The sequence below is a fragment of the Microcystis sp. M083S1 genome, assembly GCF_020246405.1.
In the GTDB taxonomy this organism is placed as follows: domain Bacteria; phylum Cyanobacteriota; class Cyanobacteriia; order Cyanobacteriales; family Microcystaceae; genus Microcystis; species Microcystis aeruginosa_C.
Genome location: NZ_JADBTB010000190.1, coordinates 1 through 21,147 on the forward strand (window position 1 = coordinate 1; position 21,147 = coordinate 21,147).

The 21,147-nt window shown below is 43.1% G+C and carries 17 protein-coding genes and 2 pseudogenes; 10 read left to right on the forward strand and 9 right to left on the reverse strand.

Features of this window, described 5'->3' with window-relative positions; genetic code table 11:
• The 3 genes from IM450_RS17560 to IM450_RS17570 all read left to right on the forward strand — a co-directional run.
• Positions 1–733: dockerin type I domain-containing protein (locus tag IM450_RS17560; RefSeq protein ID WP_353736979.1), on the forward strand; the 733-nt coding region annotated here is incomplete at its 5' end.
• 187 nt (positions 734–920) lie between these two features.
• Positions 921–1,550, forward strand: a complete 630-nt coding sequence (locus IM450_RS17565; protein WP_287668143.1) for a PEP-CTERM sorting domain-containing protein — start codon at positions 921–923, stop codon at positions 1,548–1,550.
• A gap of 139 nt (positions 1,551–1,689) precedes the next feature.
• Positions 1,690–4,809, forward strand: coding sequence for a TIGR03032 family protein (locus IM450_RS17570; protein ID WP_287668207.1), 3,120 nt, complete (start codon positions 1,690–1,692; stop codon positions 4,807–4,809).
• 148 nt (positions 4,810–4,957) lie between these two features.
• Here IM450_RS17570 and IM450_RS17575 read toward each other — a convergent pair whose 3' ends face one another.
• Positions 4,958–5,839, reverse strand: coding sequence for a glutaminase (locus IM450_RS17575; protein WP_287668146.1), 882 nt, complete (start codon positions 5,837–5,839; stop codon positions 4,958–4,960).
• 11 nt (positions 5,840–5,850) lie between these two features.
• Here IM450_RS17575 and IM450_RS17580 point away from each other — a divergent pair, with 11 nt between their 5' ends.
• Positions 5,851–7,071, forward strand: a complete 1,221-nt coding sequence (locus tag IM450_RS17580; RefSeq protein WP_287668149.1) for a molybdopterin molybdotransferase MoeA — start codon at positions 5,851–5,853, stop codon at positions 7,069–7,071.
• 220 nt (positions 7,072–7,291) lie between these two features.
• On the opposite strand, the gene fabD is transcribed toward IM450_RS17580, so the two are convergent.
• From fabD to plsX, 3 genes are all read right to left on the reverse strand, one after another.
• Positions 7,292–8,218 (reverse strand): ACP S-malonyltransferase, encoded by a 927-nt coding sequence (fabD, locus tag IM450_RS17585; protein WP_004268979.1) that lies wholly within the window; start codon positions 8,216–8,218, stop codon positions 7,292–7,294.
• A gap of 138 nt (positions 8,219–8,356) precedes the next feature.
• Complete coding sequence (locus tag IM450_RS17590) at positions 8,357–9,358, reverse strand: beta-ketoacyl-ACP synthase 3 (RefSeq protein WP_287668154.1); 1,002 nt, start codon at positions 9,356–9,358, stop codon at positions 8,357–8,359.
• 197 nt (positions 9,359–9,555) lie between these two features.
• Positions 9,556–10,611 (reverse strand): phosphate acyltransferase PlsX, encoded by a 1,056-nt coding sequence (gene plsX / locus IM450_RS17595; protein ID WP_271947527.1) that lies wholly within the window; start codon positions 10,609–10,611, stop codon positions 9,556–9,558.
• Between the two features lie 149 nt (positions 10,612–10,760).
• On the opposite strand from plsX, the gene IM450_RS17600 reads away from it, so the two are divergent.
• On the forward strand, positions 10,761–12,053 hold the full coding sequence (locus IM450_RS17600; RefSeq protein ID WP_287668156.1) for a D-alanyl-D-alanine carboxypeptidase: 1,293 nt from the start codon (positions 10,761–10,763) through the stop codon (positions 12,051–12,053).
• Between the two features lie 49 nt (positions 12,054–12,102).
• Here the strand turns inward: IM450_RS17600 and IM450_RS17605 are convergent, their stop codons facing one another.
• From IM450_RS17605 to IM450_RS17620, 4 genes are all read right to left on the reverse strand, one after another.
• Complete coding sequence (locus IM450_RS17605; RefSeq protein WP_198285499.1) at positions 12,103–12,273, reverse strand: hypothetical protein; 171 nt, start codon at positions 12,271–12,273, stop codon at positions 12,103–12,105.
• 286 nt (positions 12,274–12,559) lie between these two features.
• Positions 12,560–13,621: an N-acetyl-gamma-glutamyl-phosphate reductase gene (argC, locus tag IM450_RS17610; RefSeq protein ID WP_004268974.1), complete on the reverse strand. Its 1,062-nt coding sequence runs from the start codon at positions 13,619–13,621 to the stop codon at positions 12,560–12,562.
• Between the two features lie 274 nt (positions 13,622–13,895).
• Complete coding sequence (locus IM450_RS17615; protein ID WP_004268973.1) at positions 13,896–14,159, reverse strand: DUF3146 family protein; 264 nt, start codon at positions 14,157–14,159, stop codon at positions 13,896–13,898.
• 86 nt (positions 14,160–14,245) lie between these two features.
• Positions 14,246–15,235: a DUF389 domain-containing protein gene (locus IM450_RS17620; RefSeq protein WP_004268972.1), complete on the reverse strand. Its 990-nt coding sequence runs from the start codon at positions 15,233–15,235 to the stop codon at positions 14,246–14,248.
• Positions 15,236–15,357: 122 nt separating this feature from the next.
• On the opposite strand from IM450_RS17620, the pseudogene IM450_RS17625 reads away from it, so the two are divergent.
• Positions 15,358–15,600: pseudogene (locus tag IM450_RS17625) on the forward strand (hypothetical protein); the annotation flags it as partial.
• On the opposite strand, the pseudogene IM450_RS17630 reads toward IM450_RS17625, so the two are convergent.
• Positions 15,594–16,023, reverse strand: a pseudogene (locus IM450_RS17630) (reverse transcriptase N-terminal domain-containing protein); the annotation flags it as partial. The pseudogenes IM450_RS17625 and IM450_RS17630 overlap by 7 nt on opposite strands.
• A 1,140-nt stretch (positions 16,024–17,163) precedes the next feature.
• Between IM450_RS17630 and IM450_RS17635 the strand changes: the two are divergent.
• The 4 genes from IM450_RS17635 (at position 17,164) to ribBA (ending at position 21,106) form a co-directional block, all read left to right on the forward strand.
• Positions 17,164–17,682, forward strand: coding sequence for a phycocyanin subunit beta (locus tag IM450_RS17635; RefSeq protein WP_004268967.1), 519 nt, complete (start codon positions 17,164–17,166; stop codon positions 17,680–17,682).
• Positions 17,683–17,748: 66 nt separating this feature from the next.
• A complete protein-coding gene (cpcA, locus tag IM450_RS17640; protein ID WP_004268966.1) occupies positions 17,749–18,237 on the forward strand; it encodes a phycocyanin subunit alpha in 489 nt (162 codons plus the stop codon).
• Positions 18,238–18,413: 176 nt separating this feature from the next.
• The gene (locus IM450_RS17645; protein WP_004268965.1) at positions 18,414–19,292 is read left to right on the forward strand and encodes a phycobilisome linker polypeptide; all 879 of its coding nucleotides are present in this window, start codon (positions 18,414–18,416) and stop codon (positions 19,290–19,292) included.
• 137 nt (positions 19,293–19,429) lie between these two features.
• Positions 19,430–21,106 carry a bifunctional 3,4-dihydroxy-2-butanone-4-phosphate synthase/GTP cyclohydrolase II gene (ribBA, locus tag IM450_RS17650; protein ID WP_287668167.1) on the forward strand — a complete coding sequence of 559 codons (1,677 nt, stop codon included), beginning with the start codon at positions 19,430–19,432 and terminating at the stop codon, positions 21,104–21,106.
• Positions 21,107–21,147 lie beyond the last annotated feature (41 nt).

Here is a 21,147-nt window from a genome sequence, read left to right on the forward strand (position 1 = left end):
AGGTTCAACTGATAACAGTCTCTTTACCATCGACGGAAATCAACTCAAAGTTAATGGACTTTTAGACTACGAAACTAAACCGAATTATAGTATCCTAGTCCGCACCACAGACCAAGGCGGTTTGTCCTATGAAAAACAACTCACCGTCAGTGTCACCAATCTTCGAGAACAAGGAATCTCTGTTGATAAAAACGCGATTACTTTCGGGACTCCCCTCTCACAATATCGTCAAGGTTGGAGTAACAGTAACCTAGTTCGTCCCAAATTTGCTGACAGATTCCGATACATTGACATCACCAATACAGGAGTTAACGCCGAAGATATTCTCGCCATTTCCAACATAGAAGTTAAAGCCTCCAACGTTACCACTAACGCTAATTTCAGTCAGGGAGATATCTTACTCAATCCGGGACAAACTTGGCGTGTTCAATTAACTTATGCACCCACCGCAGCGCGAGAAAGCTTTAACCTCAATGATGGTTTAGTTATTCACAGTAACGCTATCAATAACACGGCCTATAATGTCGCCTTAACTGGTAAATCAACCTTTAACAGCGATATTACTTACAATGGTAAAGTAGATCGGGGTGACTTAGCACCATTACAAGCCGCTTTCAACAGTAGTATTGGTAATCCCAAATACGATCCCACTGCTGATATTAATGGAGACAGTAAAATCAATTTAGGTGACTTCTTAGTCTTAAATTCTGACTACGGACTAAGCTTGATATAACCTAAATTTCTGGCAACAATAGAGTGTAGGGTGCGTTAGGTAAAAAACTAAAATTAACCATCCACCGTAACGCACCACCTCTATCATTAAATTGATGCATTACCCTATCGCACTTCACACCCTCCGAGTGCTAGGAGTTATCTACAACCTGATTTAGTCTTATCCATTCACAAATTGACAGAAAATTATGCCTAATTTAGCAGTTGAATTTAATCTGATAGAAGACATCGCAGGAACCCCCGGTGGATTACTTAATCAGAATAATCCCTTAAATATAGGTGATCGCTTTTTTGTTCAAGTCTTAATGAGGGATATTCATAGTAATCCTATCGGATTAACTGGTAGTGCTATCAATCTCAATTTTGAAGCCAACAAAATCCAAAATATTGACATTCCTTTTAATCCAGTTGATGATAATAGTCCCTTAGTTACTTCTAACTTTACTCTCTTTCGGGGAGGAAACTTAAATAACATTAATGGGACAATTACCGAATTAGGGGGAGCATCTTTGCCTTCTGCCAGTTTAGGTTCACTCTTGGGACTGAATCAACCAGAACAATTTAGCTTAATGCACTTTCAAGTTATCGGAAAAGGCAGCTCTAATTTAATCCTAAATGTAGATTTGAGTCAAACAAATTTTGCTGATGGAACCTTAGCAGCTAATGATCCAACTAATCCAAGTCAATTAATTCAAATTGTTCCTATTGTCCCCGCAAATGACCCTGTAACTATACCTGAACCTGGTCTAAATATAGGTTTATTTATCCTACTAGGCGTTATACCTGTTCTCAAGAAACAGTATGCCAAAAGATTGTAGGCTGCGTGTTTGCGGCTATCAATTCGGTCAAAAAAACCAAATTAACAAGCCGCTGTAACGCACCACCTCTATCATTAAATTGGTGTGTTACGCTATTGTGCTTCATACCCTACAGGCTAATCTTTGTGTCTTTGTGGTTATGATGAATCAATCAAATCCCAATACTAATCAATCTATCCCCGTAGAGATAATTGCTTCGCGTAACTTCATTGATTGGTTAGAGTCTCAGCAGATTAGTCTGGCTTTTACTACCTATCAAAGTTCTCGACTGATGTTTTTAGGAGTTAACCCTCAAAGGGGGATGTCGGGATTTGAGCGGATATTTGACCGCGCCATGGGTTTATATGCTACCCCAGAAAGGATTTATCTTAGTTCCCGCTATCAAATCTGGCAACTAGATAATGTGTTATCATCCGAACAACTTTATGATGGTTACGATAAACTTTATATCCCCCGCATTAGTTATACTACTGGGGATTTAGATATTCACGATTTGGCAATAGAAAATCTATCTGAAAGAATTATATTTATCAGTACCATGTTAAATTGTCTGGCGACAGTCAGCGATCGCCATAGTTGTATTCCTCTATGGAAACCGTCGTTTATTTCCGCTTTAGTCAATGAAGATCGTTGTCATCTTAATGGTTTAGCCTTGGTAGATGGGAAGGCGCGTTATGTTAGCGCTTGTAGTCAATCAGATGTGGTGGATGGGTGGAGAGACAGAAGACAAACTGGCGGTTGTGTCATTGATATTCAGTCTAATGAAGTGATTGCTACTGGTTTATCTATGCCTCATTCTCCCCGATTTTATCAGGGTAAGTTATGGTTATTAAATGCGGGTACGGGTTACTTTGGTTATATTGATCAAGACAAAGGCATTTTTGAGCCTGTTACTTTTTGTCCTGGTTTTCTGCGCGGTTTAGCATTTGTCAGAAATTATGCCATTGTTGGATTATCTAAAAGTCGTGGGGGAGATAAGACTTTTTCGGGGTTAATCTTAGATGATAATTTAATGGCTAAAGAAGCAGATCCTCGCTGTGGTCTGCTAATTATTGATTTAAAAACAGGTGAAGTTGTTCACTGGATACGCTTAGAAGGTGAAGTGACTGAACTTTATGATATACAAGTCTTAGAAGGAGTTAAACGTCCCCAAGCTTTAGGATTCCAAAATGATGACATCAGTAAAATTATTACTCTTGATCCTATTTCTCCTTTAGTTGGAGGAAATATAGCAAATAATCAGCCTGATACTTCCCCAGCAGATACCCTTTATCAGCAAGCATACACCTTGCAAAAACAGCTTAAGCTTGAAGAAGCGATCGCTCTCTATCAACAATTAATTAATCAATCTCCCCAATATGCAGCCGCTTGGCATCAGTTGGGGGTAATCATGGATAGTTTAGGACAAATTGATCAAGCTATTTTGGCTTACCAGCAAGCTTTATTGATTAATCCTAATTATGCAGAAGCTCACAATAATTTGGGAATAATAGCAGTTAGCAAGGGAGATTTAGACGAGGCGATTATTTGCTTTAACCAAGCTATTTGTGGCAATCAAAACTATGCTTTTGCTGAGAATAATTTAGGTTTAGTCTTACAAATGCAGGATAAGTTAGGGGATGCTGCGGTCAAGTTTCAAGAAGCAATCAGGAAAAACCCTAATTATCCAGAGGCACACTTTAATTTAGGAAATGTGTTACAACTCCAGGGAAAGATCGAAGAAGCGATCGCTTATTTTCAAACAGCAATTAAGCTTAATCCTAAATACATTAAAGCTTATAATAGTTTGGCTTTAGCATTAGGAAGACAGGACAAAGTAGAAGCAGCTATGAGCGTATTTAAGCAAGCTTTAGCTATTCAACCTAATTCCCCAGAGGCTTTTGCTTGCTTATTTTCCATGAAGGAAATGACTTGTAATTGGGACACAAGAGAGTCTGATTTAATTCAACTTTGGCAATTAACCGAAAACCAGTTACAAGAGAGAAAACCTACCGCAGTAACTCCCTTTGATACCTTATATAAACCTTGGTCTGCTAGTCAACAGTTGAAAGTAGCTTGTAACTATGCTCAAGAGGTTAAAAGACAATTAGCATTGATTACTAAACCCCTAAACTTTAACCATTCCCGCACCCGATCTGGACGATTAAAAATAGGTTATTTATGCCATGATTTTCGTAACCATCCCACCAGTCATTTGATGCAAAGTGTCTTTGGTTTACATGATCGCAATAACTTTGAAATAATTGCCTATTCCTATGGTCCTGATGATGGTAGTGAGTATCGTCGTCGCATTGCTAATGATTGCGATCGCTTTTATGATATTGCTACTTTATCAATTACGGAATCTGCACAACGGATTTTTGATGATGGGGTGCATATTTTAGTAGATTTGATGGGATATATTGATAAAGCGCGGACGCAAATATTGGCTTTAAAACCTGCACCGATTCAAGTTAATTATTTGGTTTATCCGGGGACAATGGGAGCAGATTTTATCGACTATATTATTGGTGATGGCATAGTTACACCACCAGAGTCTGCTGATAATTTTAGTGAAAAATTGGTGATTTTACCGGATAGTTATCAGGCTAATGATTATCAACAAATTATATCATCTAAACCTGTTACTCGTTCCCATTATGGTCTTCCTGAATCGGGTTTTGTCTTTTGTTGTTTCAACCATACCTATAAAATTGAGCCGCAAATATTCACTGTATGGATGCAAATTTTGGCTAATGTTCCAGGTAGTGTGTTATGGTTATTTTCGAGAGTAGCTGAAGCTGAAGCAAATCTACGTCGGGAAGCACAAGCGCGAGGAATTGAGGGCGATCGCTTAATTTTTGCCCATCTCCAACCTAAGCCGGAACATTTGGCGCGGCATCAACTAGCTGATTTATTTCTTGATACTTTATACTATAATGCTCATACTACTGGGAGTGATGCTTTATGGGCAGGTTTACCGATTATAACTTGTCCAGGTGCAACTTTTCCTTCCCGTGTTGGTGCTAGTTTACTGACAGCTATTGGCCTACCTGAATTAATTACTAAGAATTTAGAGGAGTATAAAAATTTAGCGATTAATTTAGCAAGATCTCCTGATAAATTGCAGGAAATTAAACAGAAACTAGCCCAAAATCATCTTACTTATCCGTCATTTGATACCCTTCGTTTTACCCGCAATTTAGAAAAAGCTTATCGGACAATGTGGGATATTTATGCTGCGGGAAAATCACCAGAGATGATCAGGATAGCCAATTGATCACTGGAATTATCAGGGTAAGCGCATCTTAACAATCCTTGACAAAATCAACTTTATCCCTCCGGGGTTTCACGGTACTTGGCCAGAAAAATTAGAAAAAGTATCGGTGTTTTTTTGAGTAATTAAAGCTTATTTTCATAGATTAAATTTACTTGACAAAATGACTGATATATGTTAACAAATTAAGTCCTAAAATTGAATTACCTTGCTCATTTAACAGAGGACTATAACAAGCGATCGCTCCCTGTTTCGGTACAATTGATAACAAAGCTCCACTAACTCCCGATTTAGTGGGAAAACCTACCTCAAGGGCGAATTGTTGGGAAGCTTCATAGAGTCCACAATTAGTCATAATTTCTAGAATAATTTCGCCAAAAGGAGCAGCTAAAATCAACTTACCTAAATTAGCAAGATCTGCAATTTTTCCAGACAAACAACAGATTCGATTGTAGGTTTCTAGGGCTAAATAACGATGATTGATATAACTGTTTTTTTCTAATTCTAAGCTTAAAGCTTGATTGTGGGTATTAGGATAGGAGTGAACAGAAGCAAGCACAGAGCGATCAAGAAATAATTGACAATTACCCATTTCATTTAACCATAAAAGCAAATTTTCACAGCGAGATTCTGGCGTTTCTCCTGCTAATAAATCCGCTAATGCGATCGCACCACTGTTAATCATTGGATTACGGGGAAAACCGCAATCCTCTTGCAGTTGAGTTAAAGAATTAAAAGGATAACTAGAAGCTTGTTTTCCTACGCGACGAAAAACAGCATCTTCCCCTAAATGAGTTAAAAGATATAATAACAAAAAAGGTTTAATCACACTCATCAAAGGAAAAGTTACAGTTTCATCTCCCCAAGACAAAATCTCCCCCTCAAGACAGTGAATCTGAAGAGCGAAAACATCGGGATGAACTTGGTTCAAAACCGGAATATAATAGGGAGTCTGACCCTTGATATCCGATAAATGCACTTCCCCGAGCCAAGCTTGTATATCTTCCACCCTTAATCTAGCTAATCGGTTCATTTGTTTAATCCATGTACTCAGTCAAAGAAGCAGAATCTATAATTTTAACTCAAATTCAACCCCGACAAGAAACCGAAAAAGTTTCTCTAGAGGCAGCTTTTGGGCGCATTTTAGCCGAAGATATCAGCAGTGATTTAGACTTTCCCTACTGGGATAATTCTGCTATGGATGGCTATGCTGTCCGCTACGAAGATGTTAAAGACACTAATCCAGAAAATCCCGTTACTTTAAAGATTATCGCCGAAATTCCCGCCGGCAAAGCTCCCGAAATAATTATTCAACCAGGAGAAACAGCCCGAATATTTACGGGAGCGATGTTACCCGCCGGCAGTGATACGATTATTATGCAGGAAAATACTCAAAAACAAGGGGAGCGAGTGGCAATTCTTATCCCTCCCGAAAAAATAGGTCTTTTCGTGCGTCAACGTGGCACATTCTATCAAGCAGGAAATCCCTTATTAAAAGCCGGTATAGCCATTAATTCCCCAGAAATAGCAGTTTTAGCCACGGCACAAGCTACCGAATTAACAGTTTTTTCCCGTCCGAAAGTGGCAATTTTCTCCACGGGAGATGAATTAATTAATCCCGATGAAACCCTCCAAAAAGGTCAAATTATTGACTCGAATCGCTACGCTTTAACCGCATTTGTCGCCAGTTTAGGCGCAATTCCCAGACCTTTAGGTATAATCAAAGATAATCCTGATCTTCTCAGAGAAACTATCAGAAAAGCCATTAATTCTAGTGCTATCGTCCTTTCCACTGGAGGCGTTTCTGTGGGAGATTACGATTATATCGAGGGAATTTTAGGGGAATTAGGGGGAGAAATTCTGATTGGCAGCGTTGCTATTCAACCGGGTAAACCCTTAACCTTTGCCACTTTTCCTAACGGTTGTATTTACTTTGGTATCCCCGGTAATCCCGTCTCTGCTTTAGTTTCCTGTTGGCGCTTCGTGCAAATGGCCATTAAAAAATTATCGGGATTGACAGATTATCAGAACAAATTTCTGCGAGTTATCACCCGCGATACTCTCAAATCTAAGGGACAAAGAGAAGTTTATCTCTGGGGAAAAATAGAAATTATCGAGGGAGTTTATCAATTTCAACTCGCTTCCGGACAACACAATTCGGCTAATTTAATTAATTTAGCGGGTACTAATGCTTTAGCCATAATTCCCCAGGGTAAAACTACTATACAAGCAGGAGAAACAGTAGAAGTTATGATAGTTTCTTGAAAAAATACCTAACCAAATTTTTGGCTAGGCAGCTGGTTATAATTAAATTGAAGATAGATTTTGGGTTCGATACCCCCTTGATAAGTAGGGTTGATTCAAGGTAGGGTTGATTCATGAATCAACCCTACCTTCCCTTAATAAGGGGGGTGTCTGATAGTTTTTAACACCTAACTACTTAGGTATCCATCAATTTACTTCATCGAAAATGTTGCCAGATAATTTAACCAACACCAATTAATGAACCCTGCAATTTAACATCGTCGCTACTATTGTATATATCAGCTAATTGACTAATATTTTCTAACTCAATTGCGGGGGTAGTTCGTTTAATTAAACCAGTTAAAACTTTACCCGGACCGACTTCGATCGCTTTTTCCACACCCACATCTGGCAATTTTAACATAATTTCTCGCCAGCGAACCGAGCTAGTCATCTGCTGGATCAGATATTTTTTTAATTGTTCCCCGTCCTGGGTAGGATTGCTTGGATCAACATTAGAAATCACGGGAACTTTCGCTTTTTGGAAATTAACTAATTCTAAAATCTGCTGAAATTGAATAGCGGCATTTTCCATCAAGGGAGAGTGAAAAGCACCGGATACTTTTAATGGCATAACCCGCTTAACTTTCACTTGACCTAATACCAAATCCACCGCTTCAGGAGTCCCAGAAATCACCACTTGTTCGGCACTATTATCATTAGCAATCACTACATTTTCCGTCTGATTAACCACTGTCTCTAGACTGGTGCGATCGAATTTCATTAAGGCGGCCATTTTACCACCTTCGGCCGCATCCATCAAACGGGAACGGTTTTGAACTAGATTTAATCCTGTTTCAAAATTAAACACCCTGGCCGCATACAAAGCGGAATATTCACCGAGACTATGACCGGCAACTAGATCGGGAAAATGACCTTTTTCTTGCAACAAATCCGCTAAAATACTCTCCACCACAAATAAACAAGGTTGGGTATAAAGAGTACGAGATAGGGTTTCTTCATCCCCTTGACATTTTTCCAGGACTGACCAACCGAGGATTTTTGCTGCTATTTCTAATCTCTCTTGGCCAAGCGCACTTTCCGCTAAATCTCCAATCATTCCTAACGCTTGCGATCCTTGTCCCGGGAATATCCACGCTGTTTTCATAAGTTCTTAAAATAGATAGATAGATGTGTTTGGGTCAGTTATCAGTTATCAGTTATCAGTTATCAGATGTGAGTTTTTAGTTTACTGTTTACTGTTTACTGGTTACTGTTTACTGATCACTGTTTACTGTTCACTGAATTAATCTCCCCAACGGAAGATAATCCCACCCCAAGTTAAACCGGCACCAAAGCCGGAAGAAGCAATAATATCACCTTTTTTGACCTTACCACTCCTGACAGCTTCATCGAGGGCTAGAGGAATCGATGCCGCGGAAGTATTGCCATACTCGCTGAGATTGCTGATCACTTTTTCCCGAGGCAGTTTCAGGCGCTCGCTCACCGCGTCCATAATTCTTTGATTAGCTTGGTGCAGAACTAACCAATCGATGTCACTGGTGGTTAAATTAGCCCGATAGAGAGCTTTTTCGATGACCTCTGGCACTTTCGCCACGGCAAAACGATAGACTTCCCGTCCGTTCATCGTTAGAGGCTTATAGGTCCCTTTTTGAACCCTTATCCCCTCCTTAAGAGGCAATTCCTCCCCCTGATAGGCGAGATTAAGAGAACCATTCTGGCTGCCGTCACTATGGAGTTCAAAACCGAGAATGTTATCTTTTGTATCATTTGCTTGACAAAGAACCGCCCCTGCCCCATCACCAAAGAGGACACAGGTAGCGCGATCATTCCAATCCACCCAACGGGAGAGAACATCGGCCCCGATAACCAAGACATTGCGGTAAGTACCAGTACGGATAAACTGGGTGGCGGTGACTAATGCCACCAGAAAACCCGAACAGGCGGCGGTGAGATCAAAAGCGATCGCCCGATTGGCCCCGATCTGACTTTGAACTTGGGCCGCACTACCGAACAGATCATCGGGGGTAGAAGTAGCCAAGAGAATCAGATCGATGTCCCTAGGTGATACCTGAGCCATTTCTAGAGCCTTAATCGCCGCTTGGGCCGCTAGTTGGCTTAAAGACACCGATTGATCCGCTAAATGACGTTTACCGATGCCAGTACGACTTTTAATCCACTCATCGGAAGTCTCGACAATTTGGCTGAGTTCTTCATTACTAAGAAATTGCGCTGGTGTGGCTGATCCACAACCGGTCATGACGACTGCTGCCCCGAATCCGTTCAAAATATTCCCCCTTTTTCAGTTATCAGTTATCAGTTATCAGTTATCAGTGGGAAGTAGGAATTATAAATTCTAAATTATGAATTATGAATTGGGAGGTGGGGAGGTTTTCAGTAAACAGTGAACTGATAACTGATAACTGTCTCCCGTCTCCTGTCTTCTGTCTCCTGTCTCCTGACCGCTTCAAGATGGCTGACGGCTTAATCTTCACCGTTCACCGACAACTTTTTTAATTGATGATGGTGGTCATTGTAGGCTTGAATGCGCTCAGAAACGCGATTATCAACGGCATTTTTCGCCTGTCGGATAGCGTTAAAAATTGAAGGTGCTTGGGAACTGCCGTGACTGATCACACAGACCCCATCGACTCCAAATAACAGCGCACCACCGTGTTCTGCATGATCCATGCGTTGTTTGATCTGTTTAAGATTGGGTTTAATTAAAGCCGTCCCGACTTTACCCTGTATCCCCCTAGGTAATTCCTCTTTGAGAATTTGTAGGATAACCCCTCCCACCGCTTCGGCAAATTTTAACAGGACATTACCGACAAAACCATCGCAGACGATCACATCGAATTGTCCCGATAGCACATCCCGGCCTTCAGCATTGCCAATAAAGGGAATTTGCTGGTTATTTTCTAATAATTCGTAGGTTTTTAGGGCGAGATCGTTACCTTTGCTGGGTTCTTCGCCGATATTGAGTAAACCGACTTTCGGATCTTCAACACCCATAACGTATTTACTGTAAATTGTCCCCATTAGGGCAAACTGCTCTAAATATTTGGGTTTACAGTCCACATTCGCCCCGACATCGAGGATAATCACCGATTTACCCGCTAACATCGTCGGCAGCACCGCACCGATCGCCGGGCGATCGATTCCTTTTAAACGACCTAAACGCAGCAACGCCGCCGCCATGGCTGCCCCGGAGTGACCGGCGGCCACCACTGCATCGGCGCGATTTTGTTTGACTAAATCCATGGCCACATTAATCGAGGCCGCCGGTTTGCGACGGATAGCGGTGATCGGCTCTTCGTCCATAGCCACCACTTCCTCTGCGTGGACGATGGTGAGATTCTTGGGACGGGGATGATGCTGGAAATAAGCCTCAATCCGTTCAGAATCGCCGACTAATAATACTTCTACATCTAATTCTTCGGAAGCTCGCATCGATCCCGCGATGATCTCGTTGGGAGCGTAGTCACCTCCCATCGCATCTACCGCGATTCTTGCCCGATTTAATGCCGTTTCTGCCATTGAGTCAGTGGGATAGAAATCTTTAATAAGTTGAGCGGCAGCTCTTGAGAAAAGCTGGCCGATCGAGGATTAGTGTTTTCTGATCGAGCAATTGTTAAAAATTACCAATCATCTCTATACAATAAGGCATCATTGCGATTAAGGAAAAGATGTTCTCAGTTTTTAATTTGGCAGTTTTCGGCTTTCTCTTGGGTTGGTTGGGGGGGCAATCCCAACCGATCGCCAATATTCCCCTAATTTCTTGGCAAAATCAGCCTATTTTTGACCTTCCCACCGCTCCCGATCCCCGGGTGGCGGCGATCGTGGCCGATTATCTGCAAGACTTGACGAAAAAAGGTTTAAACTCTAGTCAACAACGGGTCTTAATTGAGACGGAATGGGCTGATTTAGCTGACCATCAGGGTAATCTGCCCGCTTCGGGGGCTTCTTTAACTAAAATCGCCACTACTCTCGCCGCCGTGGAAACCTGGCCTCTCGATCATCGTTTTGCTACTCGTTTTTACACAACGGGAGAGCTTAAAAACGAGGTGTTGGAGGGAGATTTAATTATTGAAGGGTCAGGGGATCCTCTCTTTGTCTGGGAAGAAGCGATCGCAGTGGGCAATGGCCTCGATCAATTAGGTATCCGTCAGGTCAAAGGCGATCTGATCATTACGGGTCAATTCGCCATGAATTTTCAAACCGATCCCCTCAAAGCGGGAGAATTGCTGAAAATTGGGCTTGATCAATCGAAATGGTCAAAAGAAACCCAAAAAGCTTTTCAGAGTCTTCCTAGCGGCACACAAGCCCCACAGGTGAAGATTTTGGGCATGGTTCGAGCCAGTCAAATTCGCCCCGAAAATGCCCGATTATTGTTGCGTCATCAGTCCTTAACTTTAACGGAACTGTTGCGTCAGATGAATATTTATAGTAATAACGTCATGTCAGAAATGTTAGCGGAGTTGCTCGGTGGTCCCGCGGCAGTGGACGCAATTAATACTAAAATTACTGGGGTAGGAGCGGAGGAAATTCAATTAATTAATGGTTCGGGATTGGGGGTAGAAAATCGCTTGTCTCCCCGGGCAGTTATTGAGATTCTCAAGGCCTTGGATCGCAAGTTAGCCAATCAACCGATCAAAGTCGCCGATTTATTTCCGGTGGGGGGACGCGATACCAAAGGAACTATGCAGTGGCGGGCCATTCCTAAAGGAGTGATGATTAAAACTGGAACTTTGGCCCAAGTTAGTGCCTTAGCCGGAGAAATTCCCACCCAAGAAAGGGGTAAAGTTTGGTTTGTAATTATGAATGCTGGTAGTAGCAATATCGAGGGATTCAGAAATCAGCAGGACCGGGTGTTACAAGCTTTAGATCAACACTGGCAAATTCTCCCGGAAGCTACTAAAGGATCGATTCCTGCAAGGGCCTTTCTAGGTGATCCCAGTCGAATAAGTCAAGGTTTCTAAGGGGTTGATATCAACTTGACAATCAAATTTAGTTTGGTGGTGAGGAACTTTAGCAAGGTTTTATATTCACTTTTGCCGATAAACTGACTACTTTTCTGCCATTTTCTCCTTGTCTTTGCTGCCAATCGGTAAACATCGCATCCCAATCATAGTGACAAAATTTTGCCAGTTTTTCCCGAAATTGAGCAAAGGATGCGTGGTTAAACGAGGTGCATCTCACATTTGCAGAAATACCGACAATCAGCAATTATCAGTGACTCTTAAACTGGTACAAATATATCAACAATCGCGTGTAAGCATCCCACCGAAAAACTAATGCGCGGGGGGTTTGGGGGCGGCGCCACGCCCCCAACGGGGGGTTTGGGGGGTAGAACCCCCCAAAGGCTTGGATTGAGTGATAAAATCGGAAGTGATCACCAATTTTAGAAGATAGTTTCCCTTTAAAAATCCCAACTCAGTAGATTTACAAAAATGAGATGTACTCGGTTAAACGCATCCAGGAATTTTTAAGGATAAAAACACATTTGCGGTAAACCAAGGGATTCTTCCCAACCCATCATGAGATTGAGACATTGTACCGCTTGTCCCGATTGTCCCTTAACTAAATTATCGATCGCTGACATCACTATCACCCGATCGGTTCTCGGATCCACTTCAATACCGAGATAACATAAATTAGTACCACAGGCCCACTTAGTTTGTGGATAGACTCCCCCCGGTAGGATTTTGACAAAGGGAGAAGCGCGATAAAAAGCATTGTAGATAGTGATCAAATCATCCCGCACCAGATTGGGATCCCGCAAAGTTGCGTAAACTGTGGACAGGATACCCCGAACCATGGGCATTAAATGGGGAGTAAACTGGACGCGCACCTCATGACCGGCTAAATCACCGCAAATCTGCTCAATTTCGGGAGTATGACGGTGTTTTCCCGCTACATTATAGGCCCCGATCGAACTATCTGCTTCTGCCAATAACATATTAATCTTAGCCTGTCTTCCCCCTCCCGAAGTTCCCGATTTGGCATCGATAATCGTGGTTTCCGGGACAATTAAACCCTGTTTTAACAGGGGAGAAATCGCCATTAAACTAGCAGTAGGATAACATCCGGGGCAACCGATCAAAGAGGCATTTTTAATATCTTCCCGATAAAGTTCTGGTAAACCGTACACAGCCGTAGATGCGATCGCTTGATCCTGACGTTCCTTGCCATACCATTTACTATAGGTTTCTAGGCTAGTAAAACGATAATCTGCTGACAGATCCAACACTTTACACCCTTTAGCGAGCAAAGGAGGGGCTAAATCACAGGCTAAACCATTGGGTAAACCCAAGAAAACCACTTGACAACGGGAGGCAATTATGTCTAAATCGATCGCCTCCACATTAAGATTAATACTATGACCGAGATGGGGATATAAATCACTGTAGGGTTTCCCCGCACTACTATCGCCCCCCAGATAGACTAATTCTACTAAGGGATGTTCTTTGAGCAAACGTACCAACTGTACGCCACCATATCCCGAAGCGCCGACAATACCCACTGAAACCTTCTGTCCTTGCGTCATTTCCCTTATTCCTAAAAATTCTTATCGTTAATATAACGCTTTGCTATGGCCGAATTTTAGCCTAACCAACAGGATTTAAATCAAAAAACTTCCTGTAAAAACCCAGAATCTCGGCCGGGTTGTCCATAAAACGTCAATTTCTCTTGATCAATAGCCGGTTATCTTAATGATGAGGTACAAAGTTTTCCTTTTAGGGAATCGGTCATCGGGAGATGAGGCCAAATTAGGTTAAACTTCCTCTTTAGGAGAAAACCTGTGATTTAATCCCCCATCTTTACAATTTTGATCGCACCGTAAATTCATAATCTCCTCCCGGTTCTAACTGATAATCGTAGCGTTCTAAAAACCGATTCAAGGGTTCAAAAATCAAAGCCCTACCTAGGGAAGGTTGTACTAATAACTTACCTTGAAGAAAATGCCATTGAAACCGCCATTGATATTCTTCCGTCCGCACTTCCCCCTCTAATTTCCCCGTTTGCCAAGATTGCTTAATTATCCGCACATAAGCCGTGCTTTCTGGTCGATTGCCGCTACTCACCTGAACCCTACCTATAGATTAAATATCAAACATTAAGATAGCGAATTAATCCTTGTTTGTCATTACTTGCGCTAATTTTATCGACTTTATTCTGGGGCAGTGACTTCATTAACCTTAGAAACCAAGACATTTAATTGAAAAGGGCGCCCCATTTCCTTAGTAATGAATTCTTCCAACAATTCCACCTGTCTGGGGGTAATGCTTTCCGCAGTTCTTACTACTAATCTCACCCGGGGAGGTTGCTTGAGCCAATTAATCGAAGATTCCAATAATTCTGCCCGTTGAAAAGTAATCGTTCGTTGGAATAAAGCTTTTTTAATCAACCTTTCTAAGCGAGCTTGATTGGCCAGAGTGGCAAAACTTATTCCTAATGGAATTAGCAAAACTGCTGTCAGGATAGAAGTCAAAATTAGAGCATTACGCGCCCGATGAAAATTAGAATAACCTGCCAGCAAAAAGACCAACAAACAGGAGAGAGCAATGCCTAATAAATTGGTAATATATAACAGAGTTGCCCCCAAACTTAGGACCCAATTGCCTTGGGATAATCCTAAACCAATCGTACAAACTGGCGGCATTAAAGCCACGGCGATTGCTGTTCCCGCTAAAGTACCTGAAATTTTCGGTTCTATTTTGGCATAACCACTGATTGCGCCCGCCGTAATTGCTACTCCTAAATCTAAAAGATTCGGTTGAGAACGGGCTTGAATTTCACTACCAAATTCAGAAATTCCGATCAATAATCCTAGCAACCAAGCTATTGCTAAAGCGATGATCGTACCAACTAAAATCGCCAAGGCCGACTTACGAATTAATCGCCAACTGCCAATTAAACCACCAAAAGCCAGACTACGAATCGGCAACATCAAAGGGGCAATAATCATCGCCCCAATAATCACGGCCGCACTATTGGCGACTAAGCCAAAGGTAGCGATTGCACAAGAACTAACAATCAAAGCTAGATAGGGAAAATCGAGGGACGCTTCTAACCATAAATCGCGCCACATAGCCCGCGATTGTTGCCAGGTTAAGGGTTTTCTTGAGAACCACGAGTGGGGCTGTTCTTTTCTCGTCATGGGGCTGAGGAAGATTGACTTTTCTTTTACTTATAGCTTTTTTTTTCTAATCAATATATATTTGTATCATTTTCTTTAACTAATCTTACCGTTTTTTTCTTCGCCTCGATTGATGAAACCTCCTGCCCTCTGCCGACCGCCGACCGCCTTCGTTAACGCCCCTAGGCCAAGTAGAAATTAGCAAAGAAATTACCGACGAAACCCGACAGATTGCTCTATTTTTTTCGCCTCATCCAGAGGGGCAAATAACTGTCAATAATCTAGGATTATTAGGTCAAATTGCCCTAAATAGCACTCTCCTAGAACCCTATCGTAATTCTCCCACTCGTGCGGAGGTGCGTAATTGTCTCTCGAAATTAACCTCAGCATCTAACACAAAGTAATTACTAAGACGGATACTTGTGTAGATTCTGGCAATTGAATCATGGGCAGACCTTCCCAGCCGGAAACCGTAACTGGTTCCTTCCATTCTTGATTCCCATTCTGGTTCGAGTGCCGATTTAATCAACGCTTGTCTAGCTCTGTCCTTAATGGTTGGTATTCCTAATGGGCGTTTTTCATCCCTTCCTGGTTTAGGAATCCATACCCTCCTTAGCGGTTTTGCTTTAAGTGTTCCTTTTTCCTTGATTATCTTGGGTCACTTTTCTTACCGCTAATAGACGAGCTTAGTATGACTTCACTAATAGACGTTGCAACCTTCTAGCCTTTGCATCCTGTCCCGATTTAGCTGCTTGGAATATTCTCTTTTGGAGCTTGAAAACGTATCTTTGGATTTTACCCCAATTGATAGCTTTCCATACATTCGTAGTCTTAGTGGTTTCCGGTTTCCCGAATCCTTTACTTTCTCAAGGGTTTCGTCATATAGACTCCTACTGGACTCTATCCTTACATTCAAACCCTTGTTCTTTTGAACGCAGTGTGTCAACCTATTTCACTGCTGATAATTAACGATGGTTCAGGTCGGACATTCAGAACCCAGCCTAATCGTGGATGGTTGGCAGTGGTCTCGATTCTGGTGTTAGGTTTCGCCTCTGTGCCTTCCGTTCCCCGCTTCAGTCCCAGAGTTGTGATTTCTGAATCTGGGGGGGCTATCGCCGTTACTCTCAACTTGTAACGATTATTACAAGTGTATTGACCTTGAGTTCCCTTGCATAATTTGGTATCGGGTGATACTAAACGTCGGGACAGATAAACAGTTATAAGGTTGGTCAAGGTTGACCTTTTAGATTCAGTCAAGGGACTGAAGACCTTACTAGGCGGTTATTTCGGGTATTTCAACCCTATTTCATGCCTAAACGTTTCGCACACTGATTTCTAGTTTAAGGTCAGGAGCCGGTCGTCGGTCGTCAGGAGACAGCTTTTTATTGATTCTCCCCACTCCCCCACTTCATAATTCATAATTCATAATTCCCACGCCCCTCTCCCTTCTTTACAAAACTTCATCGTAATTTGAGGGCTGGAAAGGGCAATCCTTGGGTAATAGGGGAAGGGAAAGCGGGGAAATATTAAAAAAAACTTAAAATTTTTATCTTGCTGCTCTTTATACCCTTAAAGCCTTGCTGTCTCTGATTTCCCGACGGTGAGAGGCTTTGAGCCATGGTCAGGAATTGATGACCAACTCGATCGAGTTATTGTTAAGTGACCGTTACAAAAAGACAGCAAAAAACTTAATAATATGTAACAAACAAAGTTTCGACAGCAGTGTATAAATTTAATTTGAGGGGCCAAGATAACAGACAAAAGTTAAGCTGGATACTTGTTTAACCTCCTTAGGTGATTTATGAGAGAGACATGAAGTTTTTTCAGGTTTCTTAAAGTAGGTCGCAACAATCACGGTCAAGGCTCGTCTAGGCTCACCGTGAAATCCCTTAAGAGGGAAAACCTTTTAATTGCAAGCGAATCCCATTTAAATTTAGGAGATTGTCACAATGTTTGACGCATTCACCCGGGTAGTATCCCAAGCTGATGCTCGTGGCGAATATTTAAGCTCTTCCCAACTAGACGCTCTCAGCGCCATGGTTGCGGACAGCAACAAACGGATGGACTCTGTTAACCGGATCACCAGTAACGCTTCCACCATCGTTGCCAACGCCGCTCGTAGCCTGTTCGCTGAACAGCCCCAACTGATCACCCCCGGTGGTAATGCCTACACCAGCCGTCGTATGGCCGCTTGCTTACGCGACATGGAAATCATCTTGCGCTATGTCACCTACGCTACCTTCGCTGGCGACGGCAGTGTTCTCGATGATCGTTGCTTAAATGGTCTTCGCGAAACCTATGTAGCTTTAGGAGTACCTGGAGCTTCCGTAGCTGCTGGCGTAAGCAAAATGAAAGAAGCTGCTTTGTCCATCGCTAACGATCGCAACGGTGTCACCCCCGGCGATTGCAGTGCTTTAATGTCTGAAATTGCCAGCTACTTCGACCGCGCCGCCGCTGCTGTCGCCTAGTCCCTGGGGCTAGTCTCAATTAAACCGTAGGAAACTTATTGCAAGATTATTGGGAGATACCAAACAATGAAAACCCCCCTTACCGAAGCCGTAGCAGCCGCTGATTCTCAAGGTCGTTTCTTAAGCAGCACCGAAATCCAAGTTGCTTTCGGTCGTTTTCGTCAAGCTTCTGCCAGCCTCACCGCCGCTAAAGCTTTAACCGAAAAAGCTAGTTCTTTGATCTCCGGTGCCGCTCAAGCCGTATACAACAAGTACCCCTACACCACCCAAATGCAAGGGGCTAACTTTGCGGCGGACCAACGCGGTAAAGAGAAATGCGCTCGCGACATCGGTTACTACCTCCGCATGGTGACCTACTGCTTAGTTGCTGGTGGAACCGGTCCGATGGACGAGTACCTCATCGCTGGTATTGACGAAATCAACCGCACCTTCGACCTGTCTCCTAGCTGGTACATCGAAGCTCTCAAATACATCAAAGCCAACCATGGTTTAAGTGGCGACCCCGCAGTAGAAGCCAACTCCTATATCGACTACGCTATCAACGCTCTCAGCTAGTCCGATCAAAAAAACTGCTGGTCTGGAAAGACAGGAGGTTGTTAGCAAAAGGGTTAGCAATCACCTGTTCTTCCAGACCTTGTTATATCCATCGTCAAGGTGGCTAGGTAATCGAACTGATCCTCCCCTAGTTTTGAGCGATCAGAAAATGATCATTTTTTTGTAGGAGAACTTTAGTGGCAATTACTACCTCAGCTTCCCGTTTAGGGACAACCGCTTTTAGCGAGGTTGCTCCCGTGGAATTACGTCCCGATTGGTCCCGTGACGAGGCACAGGCGGTTATTCGCGCTGTCTATCGTCAGGTGCTAGGCAATGACTATATCATGCGTTCCGAGCGCCTTACCAGTGCCGAATCCTTACTCTGCAACGGTTCGATCACCGTGCGGGAATTCGTCCGCGCCGTGGCCAAATCGGAACTGTATAAGAACAAATTCTTCTACGGTAACTTCCAAACCCGCGTCATCGAACTTAATATCAAACATCTTTTAGGTCGCGCTCCCTACGATGAGTCGGAAGTGGTCTATCACCTCGATCTCTACGAAAACAAAGGATTCGAGGCCGATATCGACTCCTACATCGATTCCGCCGAATATACCGAAAACTTCGGCGATAGTATCGTTCCCTACTATCGTGGTTTTGCCAGCCAACCCGGTCAAAAAACCGTGGGATTTACCCGGATGTTCCAACTCTATCGCGGTTATGCCAACAGCGATCGCTCTCAGATTGCCGGCAAAACCTCCCGTTTAGCGGTGGAATTAGCCCAAAACGGCGCTTCGGCAGTAGTCGGTCCCTCCGGTGGCAGCGATGGTTGGGCCTATCGTCCCTCCGGTCAACGCAACACCCCCAGTAAAGCTCTTGGTGGTAGTGTGGCCTATGGTGATGTGGGTAAGCTCTATCGCGTGGAAATTGCCGCCATCAGCAAACCGGGTTATCCCCGTGTCCGTCGCAGTAGCAAAGCGATTATCGTCCCCTTTGAACAGTTAAATAACACCCTGCAACAGATCAACCGTCTCGGTGGCAAAGTTGCCAGCATCACCCCCGCTAGTTTGAACTAATTTTCTAGCTTAAGATAGCTAAAAGTCTCCCGGGCAGCCGTCAGGTTCACCGGGAGACTTCTTTCTAGGGAACTGGCAGAAATTGACCCTCAGCAGATCGAGCAAACCTGTAGAATGAAAATAGTTCTATCGTTTTAATGCCTGTGACTGTCACTTCGATCGCTTTTGACTCTATCGATACTGCCTTAGCGGAAATCAAAGCCGGACGGGCTATTGTAGTAGTTGATGATGAGAATCGCGAAAATGAAGGAGATCTAATCTGTGCGGCCCAATTTGCCACCCCCGATCTGATTAACTTCATGGCAGTGCAAGCTCGCGGTTTAATCTGTCTGGCAATGACGGGAGAGCGTCTTGATGCTCTCGAATTACCCTTGATGGTGACAAAAAACACCGATAGCAATCAAACCGCTTTTACCGTTAGCATCGATGCCGCTCCCCATTTAGGGGTTAAAACTGGTATTTCGGCGGAAGATCGGGCGAAAACCGTACAAGTTGCCATTAATCCGGTCACTCGTCCCGACGATCTCACCCGTCCCGGTCATGTCTTCCCGATTCGTGCTAAAGCCGGTGGAGTCTTAAAACGCGCTGGTCATACGGAGGCAGCCGTGGATCTAGCTCGGTTAGCCGGGTTGTATCCGGCGGGAGTTATCTGTGAGATCCAAAATCCCGATGGTTCCATGGCCCGTTTACCGCAACTATTTGAATACGCTCGTCAACATAATTTAAAGTTAATTAGCATTGCCGATCTGATCGGTTATCGCTTAAAACATGATCGCTTTGTCCATCGGGAAACGGTCTGTGATTTTCCCAGTCAATTCGGCACTTTTCAGCTTTATGCCTACCGAAATTTATTAGATCAAACCGAACATATCGCTATTGTGAAAGGCGATCCCGCTCTCTTTGGTGATCAACCTGTAATGGTACGAATGCACTCAGAATGTCTGACCGGGGATGCTTTGGGATCCTTGCGTTGCGATTGTCGGCAACAGTTGCAAAGTGCCTTAAAAATGATTGAAAACAACGGTTTAGGGGTGGTGGTTTACCTGCGACAGGAAGGACGGGGAATTGGCTTAATTAATAAGCTAAAAGCCTATTCTTTACAGGATATGGGACTAGATACGGTGGAAGCCAACGAAAGGTTAGGATTTCCCGCCGATTTGCGCGATTACGGGATGGGAGCGCAAATGCTTAACGATTTGGGGGTGAGAAATATTCGTTTAATTACCAATAATCCGCGTAAAATTGCCGGATTAAAAGGCTATGGTTTGGAAATAGTCGAGCGAGTACCTTTGCTGATCGAGGCTAATGATTATAATTCCAATTATCTGGCCACAAAAGCGGAAAAGTTAGGACATCTATTCTTACAAACCTATCTAGTCACCATCGCTCTCAGTTGGGGGGAAAATCCGCCGTCAATTTCGCAAAGATATCATCAATTAGAGAAATTACGGCAGTTAAGTCGCGCTAATCAATTATCTCTCCAAGAAGAAACCCGACCGGTAGCCAATGCCCTTTTTGATCGCGCCCCTTTGATTGTACATTTAGGTTTAGATATTCGTCAGGGTGTCAGCAGTAATTGGTATAAAAATCCTTCCCATCCTTATCTTCTGGTTATTGACAAGATATTAAATGACATTAAAGATTGGTCGGAAATTGAACGCTTAGAATTTTTAATTTCCGACGGAGACGATTCGATGACGGGATTACAAATGAAACTCGATCGTCAAAAAATGTCCAATGAAGATTTATCACAATTACCACAATTAGCTACCCAAATTATCTACAGTTTTACTCGTGATTCAACAAAAAATTAGTTTTTGATGACCAGAAAAGAGCGTAACAGTTATAATTAAAC